The sequence below is a fragment of the Streptomyces sp. NPDC030840 genome, assembly GCF_055572015.1.
Map to the genome: position 1 here is coordinate 118,287 of NZ_JBVIEE010000022.1, position 16,964 is coordinate 135,250.

Annotated in this window: 14 protein-coding genes and 1 pseudogene; 14 read left to right on the forward strand and 1 reads right to left on the reverse strand. The window is 70.0% G+C overall.

Annotation, left to right across the window (positions count from 1 at the left end):
• Positions 1-281: 281 nt before the first annotated feature.
• The 14 genes and pseudogenes from ACZ49J_RS35130 to ACZ49J_RS35195 all read left to right on the forward strand — a co-directional run.
• Positions 282-729, forward strand: a pseudogene (locus tag ACZ49J_RS35130) (transposase); the annotation flags it as partial.
• A 231-nt stretch (positions 730-960) separates the two neighbouring features.
• The gene (locus ACZ49J_RS35135; protein ID WP_467454655.1) at positions 961-2,292 is read left to right on the forward strand and encodes an IS110 family RNA-guided transposase; all 1,332 of its coding nucleotides are present in this window, start codon (positions 961-963) and stop codon (positions 2,290-2,292) included.
• Positions 2,293-2,561: 269 nt separating this feature from the next.
• Positions 2,562-3,731 carry an indoleamine 2,3-dioxygenase gene (locus tag ACZ49J_RS35140; protein WP_467454601.1) on the forward strand — a complete coding sequence of 390 codons (1,170 nt, stop codon included), beginning with the start codon at positions 2,562-2,564 and terminating at the stop codon, positions 3,729-3,731.
• 434 nt (positions 3,732-4,165) lie between these two features.
• Positions 4,166-5,455 carry a kynureninase gene (gene kynU / locus ACZ49J_RS35145; protein WP_467454603.1) on the forward strand — a complete coding sequence of 430 codons (1,290 nt, stop codon included), beginning with the start codon at positions 4,166-4,168 and terminating at the stop codon, positions 5,453-5,455.
• Positions 5,452-6,921, forward strand: coding sequence for an amino acid permease (locus tag ACZ49J_RS35150; protein ID WP_467454604.1), 1,470 nt, complete (start codon positions 5,452-5,454; stop codon positions 6,919-6,921). The genes kynU and ACZ49J_RS35150 overlap by 4 nt, the downstream gene beginning before the upstream one ends.
• 159 nt (positions 6,922-7,080) lie before the next feature.
• Positions 7,081-8,556, forward strand: a complete 1,476-nt coding sequence (locus tag ACZ49J_RS35155) for a 2-hydroxymuconic semialdehyde dehydrogenase (protein ID WP_467454605.1) — start codon at positions 7,081-7,083, stop codon at positions 8,554-8,556.
• Positions 8,553-9,410 carry a 2-keto-4-pentenoate hydratase gene (locus ACZ49J_RS35160; RefSeq protein WP_467454606.1) on the forward strand — a complete coding sequence of 286 codons (858 nt, stop codon included), beginning with the start codon at positions 8,553-8,555 and terminating at the stop codon, positions 9,408-9,410. Before ACZ49J_RS35155 ends, ACZ49J_RS35160 begins: the two co-directional genes overlap by 4 nt.
• Positions 9,407-10,366 carry an acetaldehyde dehydrogenase (acetylating) gene (locus ACZ49J_RS35165; RefSeq protein WP_467454607.1) on the forward strand — a complete coding sequence of 320 codons (960 nt, stop codon included), beginning with the start codon at positions 9,407-9,409 and terminating at the stop codon, positions 10,364-10,366. The genes ACZ49J_RS35160 and ACZ49J_RS35165 overlap by 4 nt, the downstream gene beginning before the upstream one ends.
• Complete coding sequence (gene dmpG, locus ACZ49J_RS35170) at positions 10,366-11,391, forward strand: 4-hydroxy-2-oxovalerate aldolase (protein WP_467454608.1); 1,026 nt, start codon at positions 10,366-10,368, stop codon at positions 11,389-11,391. Before ACZ49J_RS35165 ends, dmpG begins: the two co-directional genes overlap by 1 nt.
• The gene (locus ACZ49J_RS35175; protein WP_467454610.1) at positions 11,388-12,149 is read left to right on the forward strand and encodes a 2-keto-4-pentenoate hydratase; all 762 of its coding nucleotides are present in this window, start codon (positions 11,388-11,390) and stop codon (positions 12,147-12,149) included. Before dmpG ends, ACZ49J_RS35175 begins: the two co-directional genes overlap by 4 nt.
• Positions 12,149-12,565 carry a RidA family protein gene (locus tag ACZ49J_RS35180; protein WP_467454611.1) on the forward strand — a complete coding sequence of 139 codons (417 nt, stop codon included), beginning with the start codon at positions 12,149-12,151 and terminating at the stop codon, positions 12,563-12,565. The genes ACZ49J_RS35175 and ACZ49J_RS35180 overlap by 1 nt, the downstream gene beginning before the upstream one ends.
• A 28-nt stretch (positions 12,566-12,593) precedes the next feature.
• Positions 12,594-13,115: a 3-hydroxyanthranilate 3,4-dioxygenase gene (locus ACZ49J_RS35185; protein WP_467454612.1), complete on the forward strand. Its 522-nt coding sequence runs from the start codon at positions 12,594-12,596 to the stop codon at positions 13,113-13,115.
• 80 nt (positions 13,116-13,195) lie between these two features.
• Positions 13,196-14,182 (forward strand): amidohydrolase family protein, encoded by a 987-nt coding sequence (locus ACZ49J_RS35190; RefSeq protein ID WP_467454656.1) that lies wholly within the window; start codon positions 13,196-13,198, stop codon positions 14,180-14,182.
• Positions 14,183-14,260: 78 nt separating this feature from the next.
• Positions 14,261-15,469, forward strand: a complete 1,209-nt coding sequence (locus tag ACZ49J_RS35195) for a PucR family transcriptional regulator (protein ID WP_467454658.1) — start codon at positions 14,261-14,263, stop codon at positions 15,467-15,469.
• Between the two features lie 339 nt (positions 15,470-15,808).
• Here the strand turns inward: ACZ49J_RS35195 and ACZ49J_RS35200 are convergent, their stop codons facing one another.
• Positions 15,809-16,963 carry an ISAs1 family transposase gene (locus ACZ49J_RS35200; RefSeq protein ID WP_467454614.1) on the reverse strand — a complete coding sequence of 385 codons (1,155 nt, stop codon included), beginning with the start codon at positions 16,961-16,963 and terminating at the stop codon, positions 15,809-15,811.
• Position 16,964 lies beyond the last annotated feature (1 nt).

A 16,964-nucleotide genomic window follows, 5' to 3' on the forward strand; every position in this document is an offset into this window, starting at 1 on the left:
CCATGGGCTACGGCTCTCCGATCCCCGCCGAGGTGATGGCGTGCTTCGAGACCAAGACGAAACGACACCCCACCCAATTCCACGGCCTTTCGGAACACCGCTGACTGCCGTCGGCCGCAACCGATCTCATTCTGCTCGGCGACCTCACCAGCCGCTCGCCACCGGAAGTTACAGCAAGCTCGCCTCCGACTACCGGACCGTGGCCCTGCGCGCGGACCACCAGGGGGCGGCCGAGCACGGGCACCTGATCACCCCGGCCATCGCCTGCCACGTGGCCCGCGGAGATCAGGGAGGCGGACCGGGAGATCGGGCCGCTGGTCACCCAGGCCACCCCGAGGCTGGTCGCGCTGCCCGGCATCGGCCCGGAGACCGCCGGGCAGCTGCTGACCAGCGCGGGTGACAACCCCGACCGGCTCCGCTCGGAAGCCAACTTCGCGTACTGTGCGGGGCCGCACCCGTCCCTGCCTCCTCCGGACGCACCAACCGCCACCGCCTCAACCGCGGCGGTGACCGCGCAGCCGACAACGCCCTGCACACCATCGCGCTGGTCCGCATGACGTACGACCAGCGCACGCAGGACTACGTCGCCCGGCGCACTGCCGAAGGCATGGTCAAGAAGGACATCGTTCCGTTGCCTGAAAACGGTTCGTCGCCCGCGAGATCTACCGCCATCCACCCCACATGGTCCGAAGCCCTGAACCTCTCCCACAAGCGGCTGACGATCTATAGGAGTCGACCGTTCACCTGCGGTGACGCCCCGCAGGCGTGAAAATCGGTACAGGGGGCTGTCCGCCGACGCCGCTTGATGTTTGGGCTGTGAGCCCGCATAGGAGTCTGGTGAGGGAGCCGTCCGAGGGGGCCGCACACTGTCGCCTTGAGCACGCCGATCAGCTTCTCCGTTACCCCTTTGGCTTCCCGGGCAGCCTCTGCCTGCACCAGCGCACCAGCGCACCAGGGGTTATGTCATGGAGGAGTTGGGAGGAGACCACGACGACGGGACGGTCGCCAGGGTCGCGGCGATCGACATCGGCAAGGCGTCCGGGATGGTCTGCCTGCGCGTCCCGCACGAACACCATCGAAGGCCGACGTGTTCAGAAGGTCTGGACGGTCACCTCGACCACGAACACGATCCTCGAACTCGGCGACCGGCTGCTGTGCCAGGGCGTCGAGCGGGTGGTCATGGAAGCGACGGGCTCGTACTGGCGCCCGTTCTTCTACCTGCTGGAGGCCCGCGGCCTGGACTGCTGGCTCGTCAGCGCCCGTGACGTGAAGAACATCCCCAAACGCCCGAAGGCCGACAAGCTGGATGCGGTTTGGCTGGCCAAACTCGCCGAACGCGGCATCGTCCGCGCCTCGTTCGTCCCACCGAAGCCGCTGAGGCGCCTGCGGGACTTCACCCGCACCCGCACCGTGTTCGTCCAGGAACGTACCCGGCACAAGCACCCGCGTCGACAAGGCCCTGCAGGACGCGCAGCTCAAACTGTCCGGCGTTGTCTCGGACCTGTTCGTCATGTCCGGGCGGGCCATGCTCGACGCGATGGTCGCCGGCGAACGCAACCCGCGCACCCTGGCCGACCTCGCCGAGGGCAAGCTGGTCAAGAAGAAGCCGGCCCTCATCGAGGCCCTGACCGGGCAGTTCGAAGACCACCACGCCCGGCTGCTGAGGTGCTGCAATCCACCGTCGACCACCTCACCGCACAGATCGACGAACTCGACCGGCTGATCGCCCGGACGTTGGAGGAGATCACCACCCCGCCAGACAGCCCGGGCACCGGGGACGAGGCCGCCGCGGTCAGCGCACGGATTCTGGCCGAGAAGCTGGACGCCGTTCCCGGCATCGGGCCGACCACCGCGCAGATCAGCCTCGCTGAGATCGGCGCCGACACGAGCCGCTTCCCCACCCCTGAACATCTGGTGTCCTGGGCCAAGTTGTGCCCCCGCACGATCCAGCCCGGAGCGAAGAACACCTCGGGGCCGGCTGGGCAGGGAAACCCCTGGCTCAAGGGCGCTCTCGGTGAAGCCGCCAACGCCGCCGCCCGCATCGACACCTTCCTCGGCGCCCGCTACCGGCGCATCGTCAAACGCCGCGGCCACGCCAAAGCTCTGGTCGCCGTCGCCCGCTCGATACTCGTCATCGCCTGGCACCTGATCAACGACCTGGACGCCTCCTACCAAGAGCTCGGCGCCGACTGGCACCGCCGCCACCTCGACCCCGCCCGCAAAACCCGCGACCTCGTCCGCCAACTCCAGGCCCTCGGCCACCAAGTCGCCCTCACACCAGTATCAGCCTGACCGTCCCGTCTCACCGTCATCCGGTCCGCAAGCGGCCCGGATGCTGCCGCCTGCCCTCCCGCACATCGATTTTCCGATCAGCTTCCTGTGCCACCGCCGGGGCGGCTCTAATGACCGGACGACCCGGGCGGGCAGGAGGGCCTCCCCCGTCAGGCGCGGAAGCGATGTAGTGCCCGAGCCCAATCAGAACGCGTCGTATTCGTGCTGCCGTCCATATGCCTCACCTCGCAGGCAGGGCAACCTCGTGAAGCACACGAGGAGGAAGTGCAGTGATCTCTGATACGACGCTCATACGCGCTCCCAGGCCCCGGGTGGCCGCGCTGGCTGAGTACGCCATCGACGACGAGCGTGGGTTCGTGCCCGGCGAAGACCCCATCGACGCTCTGCCGCCGTTCTACGAGCCCTGGGAGCGGCTCGGACGGAACATAGCGGCCCTGATCATGACCGGGCGCATGCGCCCGGCGGTCGAGGCGATGCCCGTCCTCACACCGGACCGGCTACGGTCCGCCGTGGAGCAGGAGCGGGCCATGCTGCTGCTGTGCTGCCTTGCGAACGCGTACGTGTGGGGCGCCGAGGCGCCCGTGGACACGCTTCCGGCACCGGTGGCGCAGCCTCTCCACGCACTTGCCCAAGACCTGGACCGGGCTCCGATCATCGCCCACGCCTCGATCGTCCTCCACAACTGGCGGCGCATCGACGCCGGCGAACCGCTGAGCACGTCCAACATCGACACACAAGTGACGTTTCTCGGTGGTGTCGACGAGAAGTGGTTCTATCTGGCGACGGTGGGTGTCGAACTCACTGGTGCCCCAGGGCTGCCCCTGCTCGTTCAGGCCCAGCACTCGGTGGCGGCCGATGACCACGGCCGTCTCACCAAGGCGCTGCTCGGCATCAGGAGCGTCGTCGACCAGGTGACCGCCGCGTTCCTCGAAGTCGAGCGCTGGTGCGACCACCACGTCTTCTACCACCGGATCCGGCCGTTCATCACGGGCTGGTCCGCGCCGGGGCTGCGTTTCGAGGGCGTGGACCGGGAGCCGCTGGTGCTGGCCGGCGGGAGCGCCGCACAGAGCTCCCTCATCCAGGCCTTCGACGCCGGACTCGACATTCCGCACCAGCACGAGATGACGGCCGGGTTCCTGACCGGCATGCGCGCGTACATGCCCGCACCGCACCGTCGTTTCCTTCAGGACCTGGAGGCCGGTCCGTCAGTGCGCGACTTCGTCGAGCGGCACCGCGGCACCCACCCGCAGCTGGGCGACGCATACAACGCCGCGGTGGACGCCCTGGTCCGCCTCAGGGCCCAGCACATCGGTATCACCGGGCGCTACATCAAGCGGTTCCAGCGCGGCGAGGGGGCCGCCAAGGGGACCGGCGGCAGTGACTTCGTCCACTTCCTGAAGAAATCGCGTGAGGAGACCACGGAACGGCTGCTGCCATGACAACACGGGTATGCCGGGACTTCGTCAGGAAGCAGCTGAACTCGCAGTACTCCCTCAGCGGCAGCGAAAGTCAGGGAGTGCAGCCCTCTGTTCGACCGGCGTGCGCTCCCCTGTGTCCACATCGCCTTGGGGGGACCCGAGACCTATGAGTCCAGACAGAGGTCCTCCGTGTGCGCGGCGTATCTGCGTCGGCAGGGCTGCCACGTCACCGCGACCCGCTCATGACTGCCCCGGGCGTCACCAGCTCACCGCGGCCCCGCCGGCGGTGTGCCGAAGGCCGGGCCGCTCGACGTGAACCCTCTGCGGGGCGCACGCCCTCGGCGTGCCCGCCCTACTGACATCTCCGCGTCGGCGAGCGCCCAGTAACCGCGGCATGGGCCCTCCGCCGGTCGGCCCGTGCCGGTCAGCCGGCTCAATTTCTCAAGGAGTGCACTTTGCTCACGCGACTGATCGCCTCGGAAGATGAGGCCTACCAACTCGACGAAGCACTGCCGGGACACCGTGAGCTGTTCCACGTGCCGCCCGCCGACGGCGGCCAATATGCCGAGGCGGCGTATCTGGCGGGCAACTCCCTCGGCCTTCAGCCGAAGGCCACCCGCGCGGAACTCACGGAGGACCTGGCGGACTGGAGCCGCTTCGGCGTCGAGGGACACCACGACGCCCTCCGCCCGTGGTTCGGCTATCACCAACTGCTGACCGAGCCGGCCGCGCGTCTGGTCGGGGCGCTGCCCGACGAGACCGTCGTCATGAACTCCCTGACCGTCAATCTGCACCTGCTGATGGTCTCTTTCTACCGCCCTCAGGGCCGGCGCACGCACATCGTGATCGAGGACAGCGCCTTCCCCTCGGACAGCTACGCGGTGCGCAGCCACGTGCGGTTCCGTGGCCTAGACCCGGACGAGGCGGTGATCAGACTGCGTCCGCGTTCGGGGGAGGACTGCCTGCGAACGGAGGACGTCGTCGACTTCCTCGACCGCCAGGGACACACCGTGGCCCTCGTGCTGCTCGGCGGGGTCAACTACCTCACCGGCGAGCTGATGGACATCCCCGCCATCACCGCCGCCGGGCACGCCACAGGTGCGACGGTCGGCTGGGACCTGGCCCATGCCGCCGGCAACGTTCCGCTCCATCTGCACGACTGGAACGTCGACTTCGCCGCCTGGTGCTCCTACAAGTATCTCAACTCCGGTCCCGGGGCCCTGTCGGGGGTGTTCATCCACGAGCGGCATGTCGCCGACCGCACCCTGCACCGCTTCGAGGGGTGGTGGAGCACGGACGCCACCACCCGGTTTTTGATGGAGCCGGTCTCCAGTCCGCCGGCCACGGCCGACGCCTGGGCCATCTCCAACCCGCCGGTCCTCGCCATGGGCCCCGTGCGCACCTCCCTGGAGATCTTCGACACCGTCGGCATGGCGGCGCTGCGCAAGCGCAGCGAGAAGCTGACCGGGTATCTGGAGGGGCTGCTCGACGAGGTCACCGCGGCCCGTCCGCTGACGGTGATCACCCCCAGGGATCCACAGCGCCGAGGCGCCCAGCTGTCGCTGCGTGTCGCCGATACGACGGCAGCCGATCTCGCCAGGACACTGCGCCACGAGCACGGAGTCATCGCCGACGCCCGCGAGCCGGACATCATCCGGCTGGCTCCGGTGCCCCTGTACTCCACCTTTCACGACTGCTGGCGGGTCGCCGACGCGCTGGCCCACTCCGTATCGGAGAAGAGATGACCCAGACCGGCAACGTGACGCCCATCCCGCAGGGACCGCCCCCCGCTGCACGCGGTCGGGGACAGTCCACGGGCGAGCTCACCCGTTCGCTCACCCACCGGCAGACCACCATGATCGGCCTCGGCTGTGCCCTGGGCACCGGACTCTTCCTGGGATCCGGCTCGGCCATCGGCATAGCCGGCCCCGCCGTGATCCTGTCCTACGTCGCGGGGGCGGTACTCGTCGCGATCATCGCCCGGGTGCTGGGCGCGATGACCATCGTCCATCCCGTGCGCGGCACCTTCGGGACCATCGCCCACCTCTACCTCGGCCCGTGGGCGGGCTTCCTCGTCCGGTGGCTGTTCTGGGCCGGGACCACGGTGGCCATCGGCGGTGAGGTGGTGGCGGCGGCGATCTACATCCGCTACTGGTGGCCGCAGGCCCCGATGCTCCTGCTCATCGCGGCCGTGGCCGCCTTGGTGCTGGGGATCAACATCGTCAGCGTCAAGTCCTTCGGCTTCGCGGAGTTCTGGCTGTCCAGTGTGAAGGTGACCGCGGTCGTGGTGTTCATCGCCGCGGGTCTGCTGCTGGTGTTCGTCGGCCTGCCGCACACGCCGGCCGCCGGACTGGGAAACCTCACCTCCGACGGCGGCTTCTTCCCTCACGGACTGCAGGCCGTCTGGGCGGCCATGTCCGTGGTGATGTTCGCCTTCGTGGGCTTTGAGACGACCTCCATCTCGGCGGCGGAGACGACCGACCCCACGCGGTCCATCCGCACCGCGATGCGCGCGCTGGTCTGGCGCCTCGGACTGTTCTACATCCTGTCCATCGGCATCATCCTCACCCTCGTGCCGTGGCAGGACACCGCAGGTGGCGACGCGAGCATCACCGGCAGCCCGTTCGTCCGCGTCTTCAGCCAGATCGGCATCCCGGCCGCCGCCTCACTGACCAACGCCATCGTGCTGATCGCGGCGATCTCCTCGGCCAACGCCCAGCTCTACGCGGCCAGCCGCTTCCTGCACTCGCTCGGCCACGACAGATGCGCCCCCGCTGTGCTGGCCCGTGTGGACACCCGTGGGGTCCCGGTGCGGGCCCTGGCGGTCTCCGCAGCCGGCATCGTCGCGGCAGCCCTGCTCGCCGCTTTCGGGGTCGACAGCGTCTTCAACGTGCTGGTCTCCGTCGCCATCTTCTCTGTCCTTCTGGTGTGGCTGCTGATCCTCGCCTCCTATCTCGCCTTCCGTCGCTCCGACGTACCCGTGACGGGGCAGGGTCTGCACGTGTGGGGCGGCTCGTGGACGGCCTGGGCCGGTATCGCGGGTGTGCTGGCGGTGGCCGCGACCGCCGCGGTGGTGCCCGTGATGGCGCAGGCCGCCTGGGTCGGCACCGGCTTCACCCTCACTCTGCTGCTGGTGTACGCCCTCAAGGTGCGCCACGTGGTGAACCGCCGCTCGACGACCGCGCCGAGCGAGGAGGCCGTCGATGCGTGACCAGCGGTTCCTCCCACCCGAGCCCCGGACGGACGAGGCAGGCGCCGTAGGCAGCACCCCCCCACTCACCACCGACCGGCCGCCGCAGGCCGATACGGCTCACTCACTCATCCGGCTCCGGCCGGACAACCGCGGCGCCCGCCCCGCTGGAGGCACCCCATGTCCACTGAAACCGTGCCCGTCATCCGCAACTTCGTCGGCGGCACCTTCGCCGAACCCGACCCTGAACGCTGCTTCATCAAAATCAACCCGGCCACCGGCGCGCCCCTGGCCCACGTGCACGAGGCGGACCGGGCCCTGGTGGACAGCGCGGTCCGCTCGGCCCGCAGTGCACTGGAGGACGGCTGGACCAACACCCCCGTCCGGGAGAGGACGGCGCTGCTGCGCCGGGCCGCTGACCTGATCGAGGAGCGCTTCGAGGAGTTCGTGGCCGCGGAGGTCGGTGACACGGGCAAGCCCGTGACGCAGGCCCGGGAACTCGACGTCGCCCGCGCGGTCGCCAACTTCCGCGCGTTCGCCGACATCGTGGCCGCCGCCGGCCAGGACTCGTTCCTCACCGACTTGCCGGACGGGCGCCGCGCCCTGAACTACGCGGTGCGCAAGCCACTGGGCGTGGTGGCCGTGATCGTGCCGTGGAATCTGCCTCTGCTACTGCTTACCTGGAAGGTCGCCCCCGCGCTCGCCTGCGGCAACGCGGTGATCGTCAAGCCCAGTGAGGAAACCCCGTCTACCGCGACCCTGCTGGCCGAGGTGCTGGCCGACGCCGGTCTGCCCGCCGGGGCCTACAACGTCGTGCACGGCTTCGGCGCCGGCTCCGCGGGCGAGTTCCTGGTGACCCACCCGGGCGTGGACGGCATCACGTTCACCGGATCGTCCGCCACCGGCACCGAGGTCATGCGGGCGGCGGCGTCCGGGGTGCGCCCGGTGTCCTTCGAACTCGGCGGCAAGAACGCCGCGATCGTCTTCGACGACGTCGATGTCGAGGAGGCACTCGACGGCTTGTCCCGGTCGGTCTTCACCAACACCGGTCAGGTGTGCCTGTGCACCGAGCGGGTCTACGTCCACCGGGCCGTGTTCGCGGACATCGTCGACGGCCTGGCCGAGCGGGCCGCCCGGCTGCGGCTCGGCGACCCGCTCAGCGCCCGCACCACCACCGGCCCGCTGATCTCCCAGGAGCACCGGCGCAAGGTGCTGCGCTACTTCAACCTGGCCGAAGCCGCCGGCGCCAAGGTGGTCGCCGGGGGCGGGACACCGGACCTCGGGCCGGCCCTCGACGGCGGCGCGTGGATCGAACCCACCCTGTGGACCGGGCTCACCAACGCCGACCGTCCCGTACGCGAGGAAATCTTCGGTCCTGTCGCCGCCCTCATCCCCTTCGACACCGAAGAGGAGGCCATCGCCCAGGCCAACGACACCGACTACGGCCTCGCCGCCGCGGTGTGGACCAACGACCTGCGCCGCGGCCACCGGGTCGCCCAGCGCATGAACGTGGGCATGGCCTGGGTCAACACCTGGTTCCTGCGCGACCTGCGCTCGCCCTTCGGCGGTGCCGGGCTGTCCGGGATCGGCCGTGAGGGCGGCGCCTCCTCGCTCCACTTCTACACCGAGCCGACGAACGTGTGCGTGCAGCTATGACGACCGACATCGACACCCACCCCGAAGCCTCGGGCCCGCGTGCCGGAGACAGCCCCGGCGACGCGATCGAGGCCGCCGTGTCCCGCCTCACCGGCGCCGCGGCCACCCGAACGCCCTGCGCACCCGTGCGCGACCTGCTCGGCGACACCGGCATCGACGCCGCGTACGAGGTGCAGCGCCGCCTGGCCGCCGCGCGGACGGCCGCGGGAGCACGCCACGTCGGCGCCAAGATCGGCCTGACCGCGCCCGCCGTACAGGAACAGTTCGGCGTCTTCGAACCCGACTTCGGGATGCTCTTCGACGACATGGTCCTCGCCCACGGCGAGCCCGTCGCCCTGGACCGCTTCATACAGCCGCGCGCCGAAGGAGAGATCGCCTTCGTCCTCGACAGCGACCTGGACCTGCCGGGCGCCACCGTCGCGGACGTCCTGCGGGCCACCGCCTTCGTCCTCCCGGCCATCGAGATCGTGGACTCCCGCATCAGCCAGTGGGACCTGACCATCACCGACACCGTCGCCGACAACGCCTCCAGCGGCGCCGTCGTGCTCGGCACCGTCCCGCACAGCCTGAACGGCCTCGACCTGGCGCAGGTCGGGATGACGCTGTACCGGGACGAGGAGCCCGTCTCCTTCGGCGCGGGCCACGCCTGCCTCGGTTCCCCGGTCGTCGCCGTCACCTGGCTGGCCCGCGAGCTGGCCCGACGGGGGCAGCCCCTGCTCGCCGGTGACGTGGTGATGTCCGGTGCCCTGGGGCCGATGGTGGAGATCACCGGGGGTGGTCTGTACCGCCTGGAACTGGACGGACTCGGCACGGTCGAGTCACGGATCGAGTCGCGGAACGGAGAGAACGTATGAGCACCGAAGTCGCGACCACGGCCGGCGGCGTCAAGGTCGCCATCCTGGGCTCGGGAAACATCGGAACCGACCTGATGATCAAGGTGCTCCGGCAGTCGGAGATCCTTCGGACGGTGGCCATGGCGGGTATCGACCCGGCCTCCGAAGGCCTGGCCCGCGCCAGGCGCCTGCGGGTGGCCACCACCCACGAGGGGATCGACGGTCTCGCCGCGATGGACGAGTTCGCCGATGTCCGCATCGTCTTCGACGCGACCTCGGCCGGCGCCCACACCCACCATGCCGAAGTCTGCCGCGAACACGGCAAGCTGATCATCGACCTCACTCCCGCCGCGTCGGGGCCCCTCACGGTCCCCTCGGTGAACCTGGAGAAGCACCTCGCCGCCGACGACGTCAACATGGTCACCTGCGGCGGGCAGGCCACCGTACCCATCGCCGCGGCCGTCTCCCGGGTGGTCCCGGTGGCCTACGCCGAGATCGTGGCCTCCCTTTCCTCCCGGTCCGCCGGCCCCGGCACCCGTGCCAACATCGACGAGTTCACCGAGACCACCAGCCGGGCCCTGCGCGAGGTCGCGGGCGCCGACACGGCCAAGGCCGTCATCGTGCTCAACCCGGCCGACCCGCCGGTGGTGATGCGCAACACCGTCTTCTGCGTCATCGAGGACGCCACGGCCGGCACCCTCGAGGCCATCGAGGAGTCGGTGCGGCAGACCGTCCGGGACGTCCAGGAGTACGTACCAGGCTACGAACTCGTGCAGGACGTCCAGTTCGACACCCTGCACGAGGTGTGGATCCCGCACCTGCGCCGTCATGTCACGGGCACTCAGGTCACCTGCTTCCTACAGGTGCGCGGCGCGGGCCACTACCTGCCGGAATACGCCGGCAATCTCGACATCATGACCTCCGCCGCCCTGCGGACGGCCGAGCGCATGGCCGAACTCCGAGGATGGGTGCGCTGATGCACATCTACGTACAGGACGTGACCCTGCGGGACGGCATGCACGCCGTCGGACACCGCTACACCACCGCCCAGGTCCGTGACATCGTCGCCGCCCTCGACCGCGCCGGGATCGACGCCCTCGAGGTAGCCCACGGCGACGGTCTCGGCGGCTCCAGCGCCACCTACGGGTTCGGGGCCCACACCGACGACGAATGGATCCGGGCCGCGGCCGAGGTGATCGAGAACGCCACCCTCACCACCCTGCTGCTGCCGGGCATCGGCACCATCGCCGATCTGCGCCGTGCCCGGGACCTCGGCGTGGGCAGCGTGCGCGTGGCCACCCACTGCACCGAGGCCGACATCAGCGCGCAGCACATCGCCTGGGCACGCGAGAACGGCATGGACGTTTGCGGCTTCCTGATGATGAGCCACATGGCCACTCCGGCCCGACTCGCCGAGCAGGCGAAGCTGATGGAGTCCTACGGCGCCCACTGCGTCTACGTCACCGACTCCGCCGGGCGGCTGACCATGCCGGATGTGGCCGAACGCGTCGACGCCCTGCGCCAGGTCCTGGCCGACGACACGCAGATCGGCATCCACGCCCACGAGAACCTGTCGCTGTCGGTCGCCAACAGCGTCACGGCCGTCGGGCACGGGGCGCTGCGCGTGGATGTCGCGCTGGCCGGGCAGGGCGCGGGGGCCGGGAACTGTCCCGCGGAGCCGTTCGTCGCCGTGGCGGATCTGATGGGTTGGCACCACGGCTGCGACCTGCTCGCCCTCCAGGACGCCGCCGAGGACCTCGTCCGGCCCCTGCGGGAGCGGCCCGTCCAGGTCGACCGCGACACCCTGACGCTCGGCCGGGCGGGCGTGTACTCCAGCTTCCTGCTGCATGCGTCCCGCGTCGCGGCGCGGCACGGGATCGACTCCCGCCACCTGCTGCAGGAGGCCGGCCGCCGCGGCCTCGTCGGCGGCCAGGAGGACCTGCTCACCGACATCGCCCTGGACCTCGCCTGTGCGTCAGCTCCGGCAGGAGGTGCGGCATGACCACCCCCGACCCTCTGCAACTCGCCCATCGTCTGGACACTGCCCGGAGCGACCGGAGCCCCGTCCCCAGCCTCGCCGGCACCCACACCCTCGGCATCGACGATGCCTACGCCGTACAGGAAGCCCTGGTCGGCCTGCGTCAGGCCAGGGGGGAGCGGCTGACCGGCGTGAAACTGGGCTTCACCAGCAAAGCCAAGATGGCGCAGATGGGTGTCTCCGAGGTCATCGTGGGACGTCTGACCGACGCCATGCGGATCGGCGACGGCGCGGAGCTGGACCTGTCGGACTTCATCCATCCCCGAATCGAACCCGAGGTGGCGTTCCGACTGAGCGAGCACGTCGATCTCGACGACCCCACAACCGACATCGCATCCCGCGTGGACGCGGTCGCACCGGCCATCGAGATCATCGACTCCAGGTACCAGGACTTCCGCTTCACCGTCACCGACGTCGTCGCCGACAACACCTCCGCCGCCGGATACGTCGTCGGCACCTGGCGTCCGCTCAGCGACGTCGCCAACAAGGCGGTGCGGCTGCGCACCCCGCAGGCGGAGGCCGTCGGATCCACCGCGGCGATCCTCGGGGCACCCCTGGCCGCCCTGCACGCCTTGCTCGACATCTGCCGCAGGCGCCGCGTCCGCCTCACACCCGGGCAGATCGTCCTGGCAGGCGCCGCGACCGCAGCCCTGCCGCTCACCGCCGGCGTCACCGCGTGCCACATCGCGGGGCTCGGCACCGTCACGCTGAAAGGCCGCTGATGAACACCGCACATGTCGTCGAAGGACAAGCCGTCCCACGGGGCCGCTTTCCCCACGTGAAGGTCGTCGGTGACCTCGTCTTCGTCTCGGGCACCAGTTCGCGCAGGCCGGACAACACCTTCGAGGGCGCCGAGGCGGACGCCCTGGGCACGACCACCCTGGACATCCGTGCCCAGACCCGGGCCGTCATCGAGAACTTGCGCACCATCCTCAAGTCCGTGGGCGCCGACCTGGAGGACGTCGCCCAGGTCACGACGTACCTCGTCTCCATGAACGACTTCGGCGGATACAACGAGGTCTACGCCGAGTACTTCGACGCCCACGGCCCCACCCGCACCACGGTCGCCGTCCACCAGTTGCCGCACCCGCACCTGCTCATCGAGATACAGGCCATCGCCAGCCTCCCGGGTCGCTGACCCGCCATCCAGCGAAGGAAACACCGACATGACCGCCATCCCCGAGGTCATCCACTTCCAGAAGTGGATCACCGACCACGCCCACCTGCTCAAGCCGCCGGTAAACAACCGCACCATGGCCCTCGGCGCGGACTTCATCGTGCAGATCCTCGGCAGCCCCAACCAGCGCACCGACTACCACGTCGACCCGTACGAGGAGTGGTTCTACCAGCTGCGCGGCAACATGCACGTCAACATCATGACCGAGGACGGCCCGCGCGCCGTGCACATCCGGGAGGGCGAGACCTGGCTGCTGCCAGGGGGCCTGCCGCACTCCCCGCAGCGCCCGGAGGCCGACAGCATCGGCCTCGTCATCGAACGCGTCCGCGAGCCGGGAACCCTCGAGAAGTTCCAGTGGTACTGCCCCGAGTGCCACGCCCTCATCCACGAGGTGGAGCTCCAGGTGACCGACATCGTGGCCGACCTGCCTCCGGTCTTCGCCGCCTTCTACGACGACCGGCAGGCCCGGACCTGCGACGCCTGCGGGGCCGAGCACCCCGGGAAGGGCTGACCCCGGTGCGCGACCACGACCGCGCCGAGCACCGGCAAGAGCGCGAGCACGCGTACGAGGCCGAGGCCGAGTGCGAGACCATCGACGTCCACACCCACTACGTCCCCCACGGCTGGCCCGACCTGCGCGCGGACGCCGGCCCCCTGGCCCCCTGGCTGCGCATCGAGTCGGAGACCGATGCCATGATCATGCTGGGGTCGCAGGAGTTCCGCCGGATCGGCGCGCAGTGCTGGGACGCGGCGGCCCGCCTGAAGGACATGGACGCCGACGGCGTCAGCACGCAAGTGGTCTCACCGACACCGGCCTTCTTCCACTACGGCCGCAGCGGCGCGGAGGCGGCACGTATCGCACGGATCTTCAACGACCTGGCCCTGGACATCGTCGCCCCGGCACCCGACCGCCTCATCCCCTTCTGCCAGGTGCCCCTGCAGGACACCGACGCGGCCTGCCGCGAACTGGAACGCTGCCTGGCCAACGGCCACCGCGGCGTCGAGATCGGCAACCACGTCGGCGACCGCGACCTGGACAGCGAGGGCATCGTCACCTTCCTGCAGCACTGCGCTCTCCTGGAGGTCCCGGTCTTCGTCCATCCCTGGGACATGGACGACTCACCGCGCCTGCGCCGCTGGATGGCGCGGTGGCTGACCGCCATGCCCGCCGAGACCCACCTGTCGCTCGTGGCGATGGTCCTCGGCGGGGTCTTCGACCGGATCGACGACCGCCTGAAGATCTGCTTCGCGCACGGTGGTGGATCCTTCGCCTTCTGGCTCGGCCGCATGGACAACGCCTGGCGGGGCCGCCCCGACGTGGTGGGCACCTCCCAGCACCCGCCCTCGCACTACACCGGCCGGTTCCACGTCGACTCCGTCGTGTTCGACCCCAGCGCCCTGCGCCTGCTGGTGGACACCTACGGCCCGCAGCAGGTCATGGTGGGCAGCGACTACCCGTACCCGCTGGGCGAGCGGCCCGCCGGCCGGGTCGTGAGCGACAGTGCCTTTCTCTCCCTCCAAGAGAAGGCGATGATCCGTCGGGGCAACGCCGAGCACTTCCTCGGGCTCGTCGGTTGACCGGTGCCGCTCCCGGTGCGGCATCTGACCTGCACTCATGCCGCCTACCATGGCTGTCGAGGTGAGGAGGTGAGTGAGATGTTCCAGCAGGATCCCGATGCGGCGGCCGGTCAGCGGGAAGACCTGTTCTCGATCATCGACGCGGCCGGGGAACTCCTCAACGTGCCCATCGTCCTGGAGGACACCGAGTTCCGCGTGCTGGCCTGGTCGAAGGGCCAGCAGGCCGCGGACGAGGAGAGGGTCTCCGGGATCCTCGAGCGGCAGGCCCAGCCCTGGCTCATCGAGGTGCTCCGCTCGCGGGGTGACATCGCCCGCCTGACCAGCTCTCCGGAGCCCGTCTTCCTGGAGCCGGCCTCAGACCGGGCCAAACCCCGTATGGCCTGCCGGGTACAGCACGACGGGCCGCATCTGGGATACCTGTGGGCCAGCGCGGAGACCCCGTTCGACCCGCAGCAGACGGCACACCTCCGTGCCGCCGCACAGGCGATCGCCGTCCGTATGAGCCGTACCGGCGGGCAGGGCACCACCGAGCAGGACGACCTGAAGGCCGTCCTGCTCGGCACGGCGACCGCCGACCAGGCCGCCGTCCGCCTTGGCCTGCCCGCCGCAACAGCCACGCTCCTGGCCGCCGCGCCGTCCCGACCGGCGCACGATGCGGCCTTCAGCGAGACACCGTCGGACGTACTCCGCCTCTACCTGACGACCGCCCATCCCCGTTCCCTCATCGCACCACACGACCACGCCACCTATGCGGTGCTGCTGTGGCCCGCATCCACGGACGACGCCGAGGCCAAGACCCGCTCGACGAAGATCGCCCGGGACCTGTGGGACCGCGTGACACTGCGCGAACGCATCGTGCTGGCGGTGAGTGCCGCCATCGGGGAACCCGGCCGGATCCCGTCCGCCAGATCCCACGTCGATCGCATCACCGGCCTGCAACAGCAATACCCGACGGCGCCCCGCGTGGCCTCCTTCGAAGACGTCCAACTGCTGCATGCGCTCTCCCGTCTGCGCGGAGCCCTCCGCCAGGACGACGAGCTCCTGAGCAGCGCCGTCCCCTTGCTGGAACGACACGACCGGCAGCAACACACCCAGCTCCTGGCCACACTGCGCTGCTACCTGGACCACTTCGGCGACACGAACGCCGCGGCCACGCAGATGCACGTCCACCCGAACACCTTCCGCTATCGCCTGCAGCGCATCCGAGAGGTGAGCGGCTTCGACCCGCACGACGCGGAGACACGCTTCCTGACTGAGCTGCACTTGCGCCTGCGCGACCTGGACTGACATGGTCGGCCGTGACGACCGGGTGCCCCGCATCCGGTGCGGCGAAGCCGCCGCCGTCGTATTCGCCTGCATCGGAGGCGGTGTGGGTACCGGCGATGCGGGCCCGGCAGGGCCTGCACTGAGAGTGGCGCGGGAGAATCCGCAGCGGCCACCAGCGTCACGGAAGCCAGGTCGGCAGAGCACCGAGCACGGCCCTACCGCATGCTGCGCCGGCTCAAACAGCTTGTGGCCGGAGCCCGCAATATGGGCTCCGGCCACAAGCTGTCCAGCAGGACGACCGGAAGTCAGGCAGACGCTTGACGACCCAGGGTCCCTTGCATGATCGAGGTCTGTCCGGATTCATCCGGTGAGGCCGAGGGCGGCCAGGGGCCTTCGCCAGTCGCGGGCGGTGTGACGTAGGGCAGCGGCGATGTTGGTGTGGCCGTCCTGGCGGTGGACGCCGATGGCGAGGTTGCGCAGGCCGGCCATGATGCGCGGGAGATGGCCGGCATGGATCTTGGAGTCGTCCTCGCGGAACGTGCGGTCGCGGACGTGGTGCAGAAGATTTTCGATCTTCCAATGGCCTCTGATCCAGTCGGCGAGCTGGGCGCCGGTAGCCGCGCCGGGCGGCAGGCTGGTGATCAGGTAGACGCGCTCGATGGTGAGCTTGCCGGTGGTGAAGTCCTTCCTCCAGCGCACGACTTGCAGGGCCTGGCGTGCCTCGAGGTGGGCGAAGGCGGCGGTCTTCAGCCGCCGGATGTCCAGGCGGTGGTGTGCCCGGGTGCGGTCGTAGTGGTCGAGCGTGATCTCGCGCCAGGGCAGGCGGCGGACGCGGTCGAAGAGACTGGGATGGTTGGCCTTGACCTGGGCGATGTAGTGGGCGCCGCGCTCGCGGAGGTAGGTGCCGTGAGCGTGCTGGGTGTGCAGCGCGTCGGCGGTGATGACCGTGCCGGTCAGGTCGACGCTGTCCAGCAGGGGCCGGAAGGCAGGGATCTCGCTGCTCTTGTCGGCGATTTGGCGCTGGGCCAGGACGTGACCGGTGTGGTCCATCGCGGCGAGCAGGGTGACGTGCCCGGTGACGTGGGTGCGCGAGCCGCGCAGGGCCTTGCCGTCAACGGCGATCGCCCGCAGTCCGGGGCCGGCCGGGGTGGCGCGGGCGGTGAGGAAGGTGCCGATCGCCCGGTCCAGGGCGTCGCCGTCGAGCTGGACGAGCAGACGGCGCAGGGTGTGGGGGTGCGGGACGGACACGGTGCCGGAGAGCGGGTCGGTGGGAAAGCCGAGAACCCGGCATGCCCACGCGGGGACGTCGCTGATCCATTCCGTGATCGCGGTGAGCGAGCGGGCACCGGCCAGGACACTCGCCGCGGCCGCGGCGACCAGAGCGGACAACCGGTAGCGGCGGCCACGGACGCCTCGCGGGTCGGGCACCAGATCCAGGAAGCCGGACAGTGCGACCGCGTCCGCCAGCGGGACCGGCGCGGCAGTCCAGCCCAATTGGGCCAGCGCGGTGGGCATG

Bases quoted from the DNA above. Each gene is read 5' to 3' on its own strand.
- dmpG (WP_467454608.1), top strand. From the start codon at position 10,366: ATGCACATCTACGTACAGGACGTGACCCTGCGGGACGGCATGCACGCC.
- ACZ49J_RS35155 (WP_467454605.1), top strand. From the start codon at position 7,081: ATGTCCACTGAAACCGTGCCCGTCATCCGCAACTTCGTCGGCGGCACC.
- ACZ49J_RS35150 (WP_467454604.1), top strand. From the start codon at position 5,452: ATGACCCAGACCGGCAACGTGACGCCCATCCCGCAGGGACCGCCCCCC.
- ACZ49J_RS35200 (WP_467454614.1), bottom strand. From the start codon at position 16,963: ATGCCCACCGCGCTGGCCCAATTGGGCTGGACTGCCGCGCCGGTCCCG.
- ACZ49J_RS35195 (WP_467454658.1), top strand. From the start codon at position 14,261: ATGTTCCAGCAGGATCCCGATGCGGCGGCCGGTCAGCGGGAAGACCTG.
- ACZ49J_RS35135 (WP_467454655.1), top strand. From the start codon at position 961: ATGTCATGGAGGAGTTGGGAGGAGACCACGACGACGGGACGGTCGCCA.
- ACZ49J_RS35175 (WP_467454610.1), top strand. From the start codon at position 11,388: ATGACCACCCCCGACCCTCTGCAACTCGCCCATCGTCTGGACACTGCC.
- ACZ49J_RS35160 (WP_467454606.1), top strand. From the start codon at position 8,553: ATGACGACCGACATCGACACCCACCCCGAAGCCTCGGGCCCGCGTGCC.
- ACZ49J_RS35180 (WP_467454611.1), top strand. From the start codon at position 12,149: ATGAACACCGCACATGTCGTCGAAGGACAAGCCGTCCCACGGGGCCGC.
- ACZ49J_RS35165 (WP_467454607.1), top strand. From the start codon at position 9,407: ATGAGCACCGAAGTCGCGACCACGGCCGGCGGCGTCAAGGTCGCCATC.
- ACZ49J_RS35185 (WP_467454612.1), top strand. From the start codon at position 12,594: ATGACCGCCATCCCCGAGGTCATCCACTTCCAGAAGTGGATCACCGAC.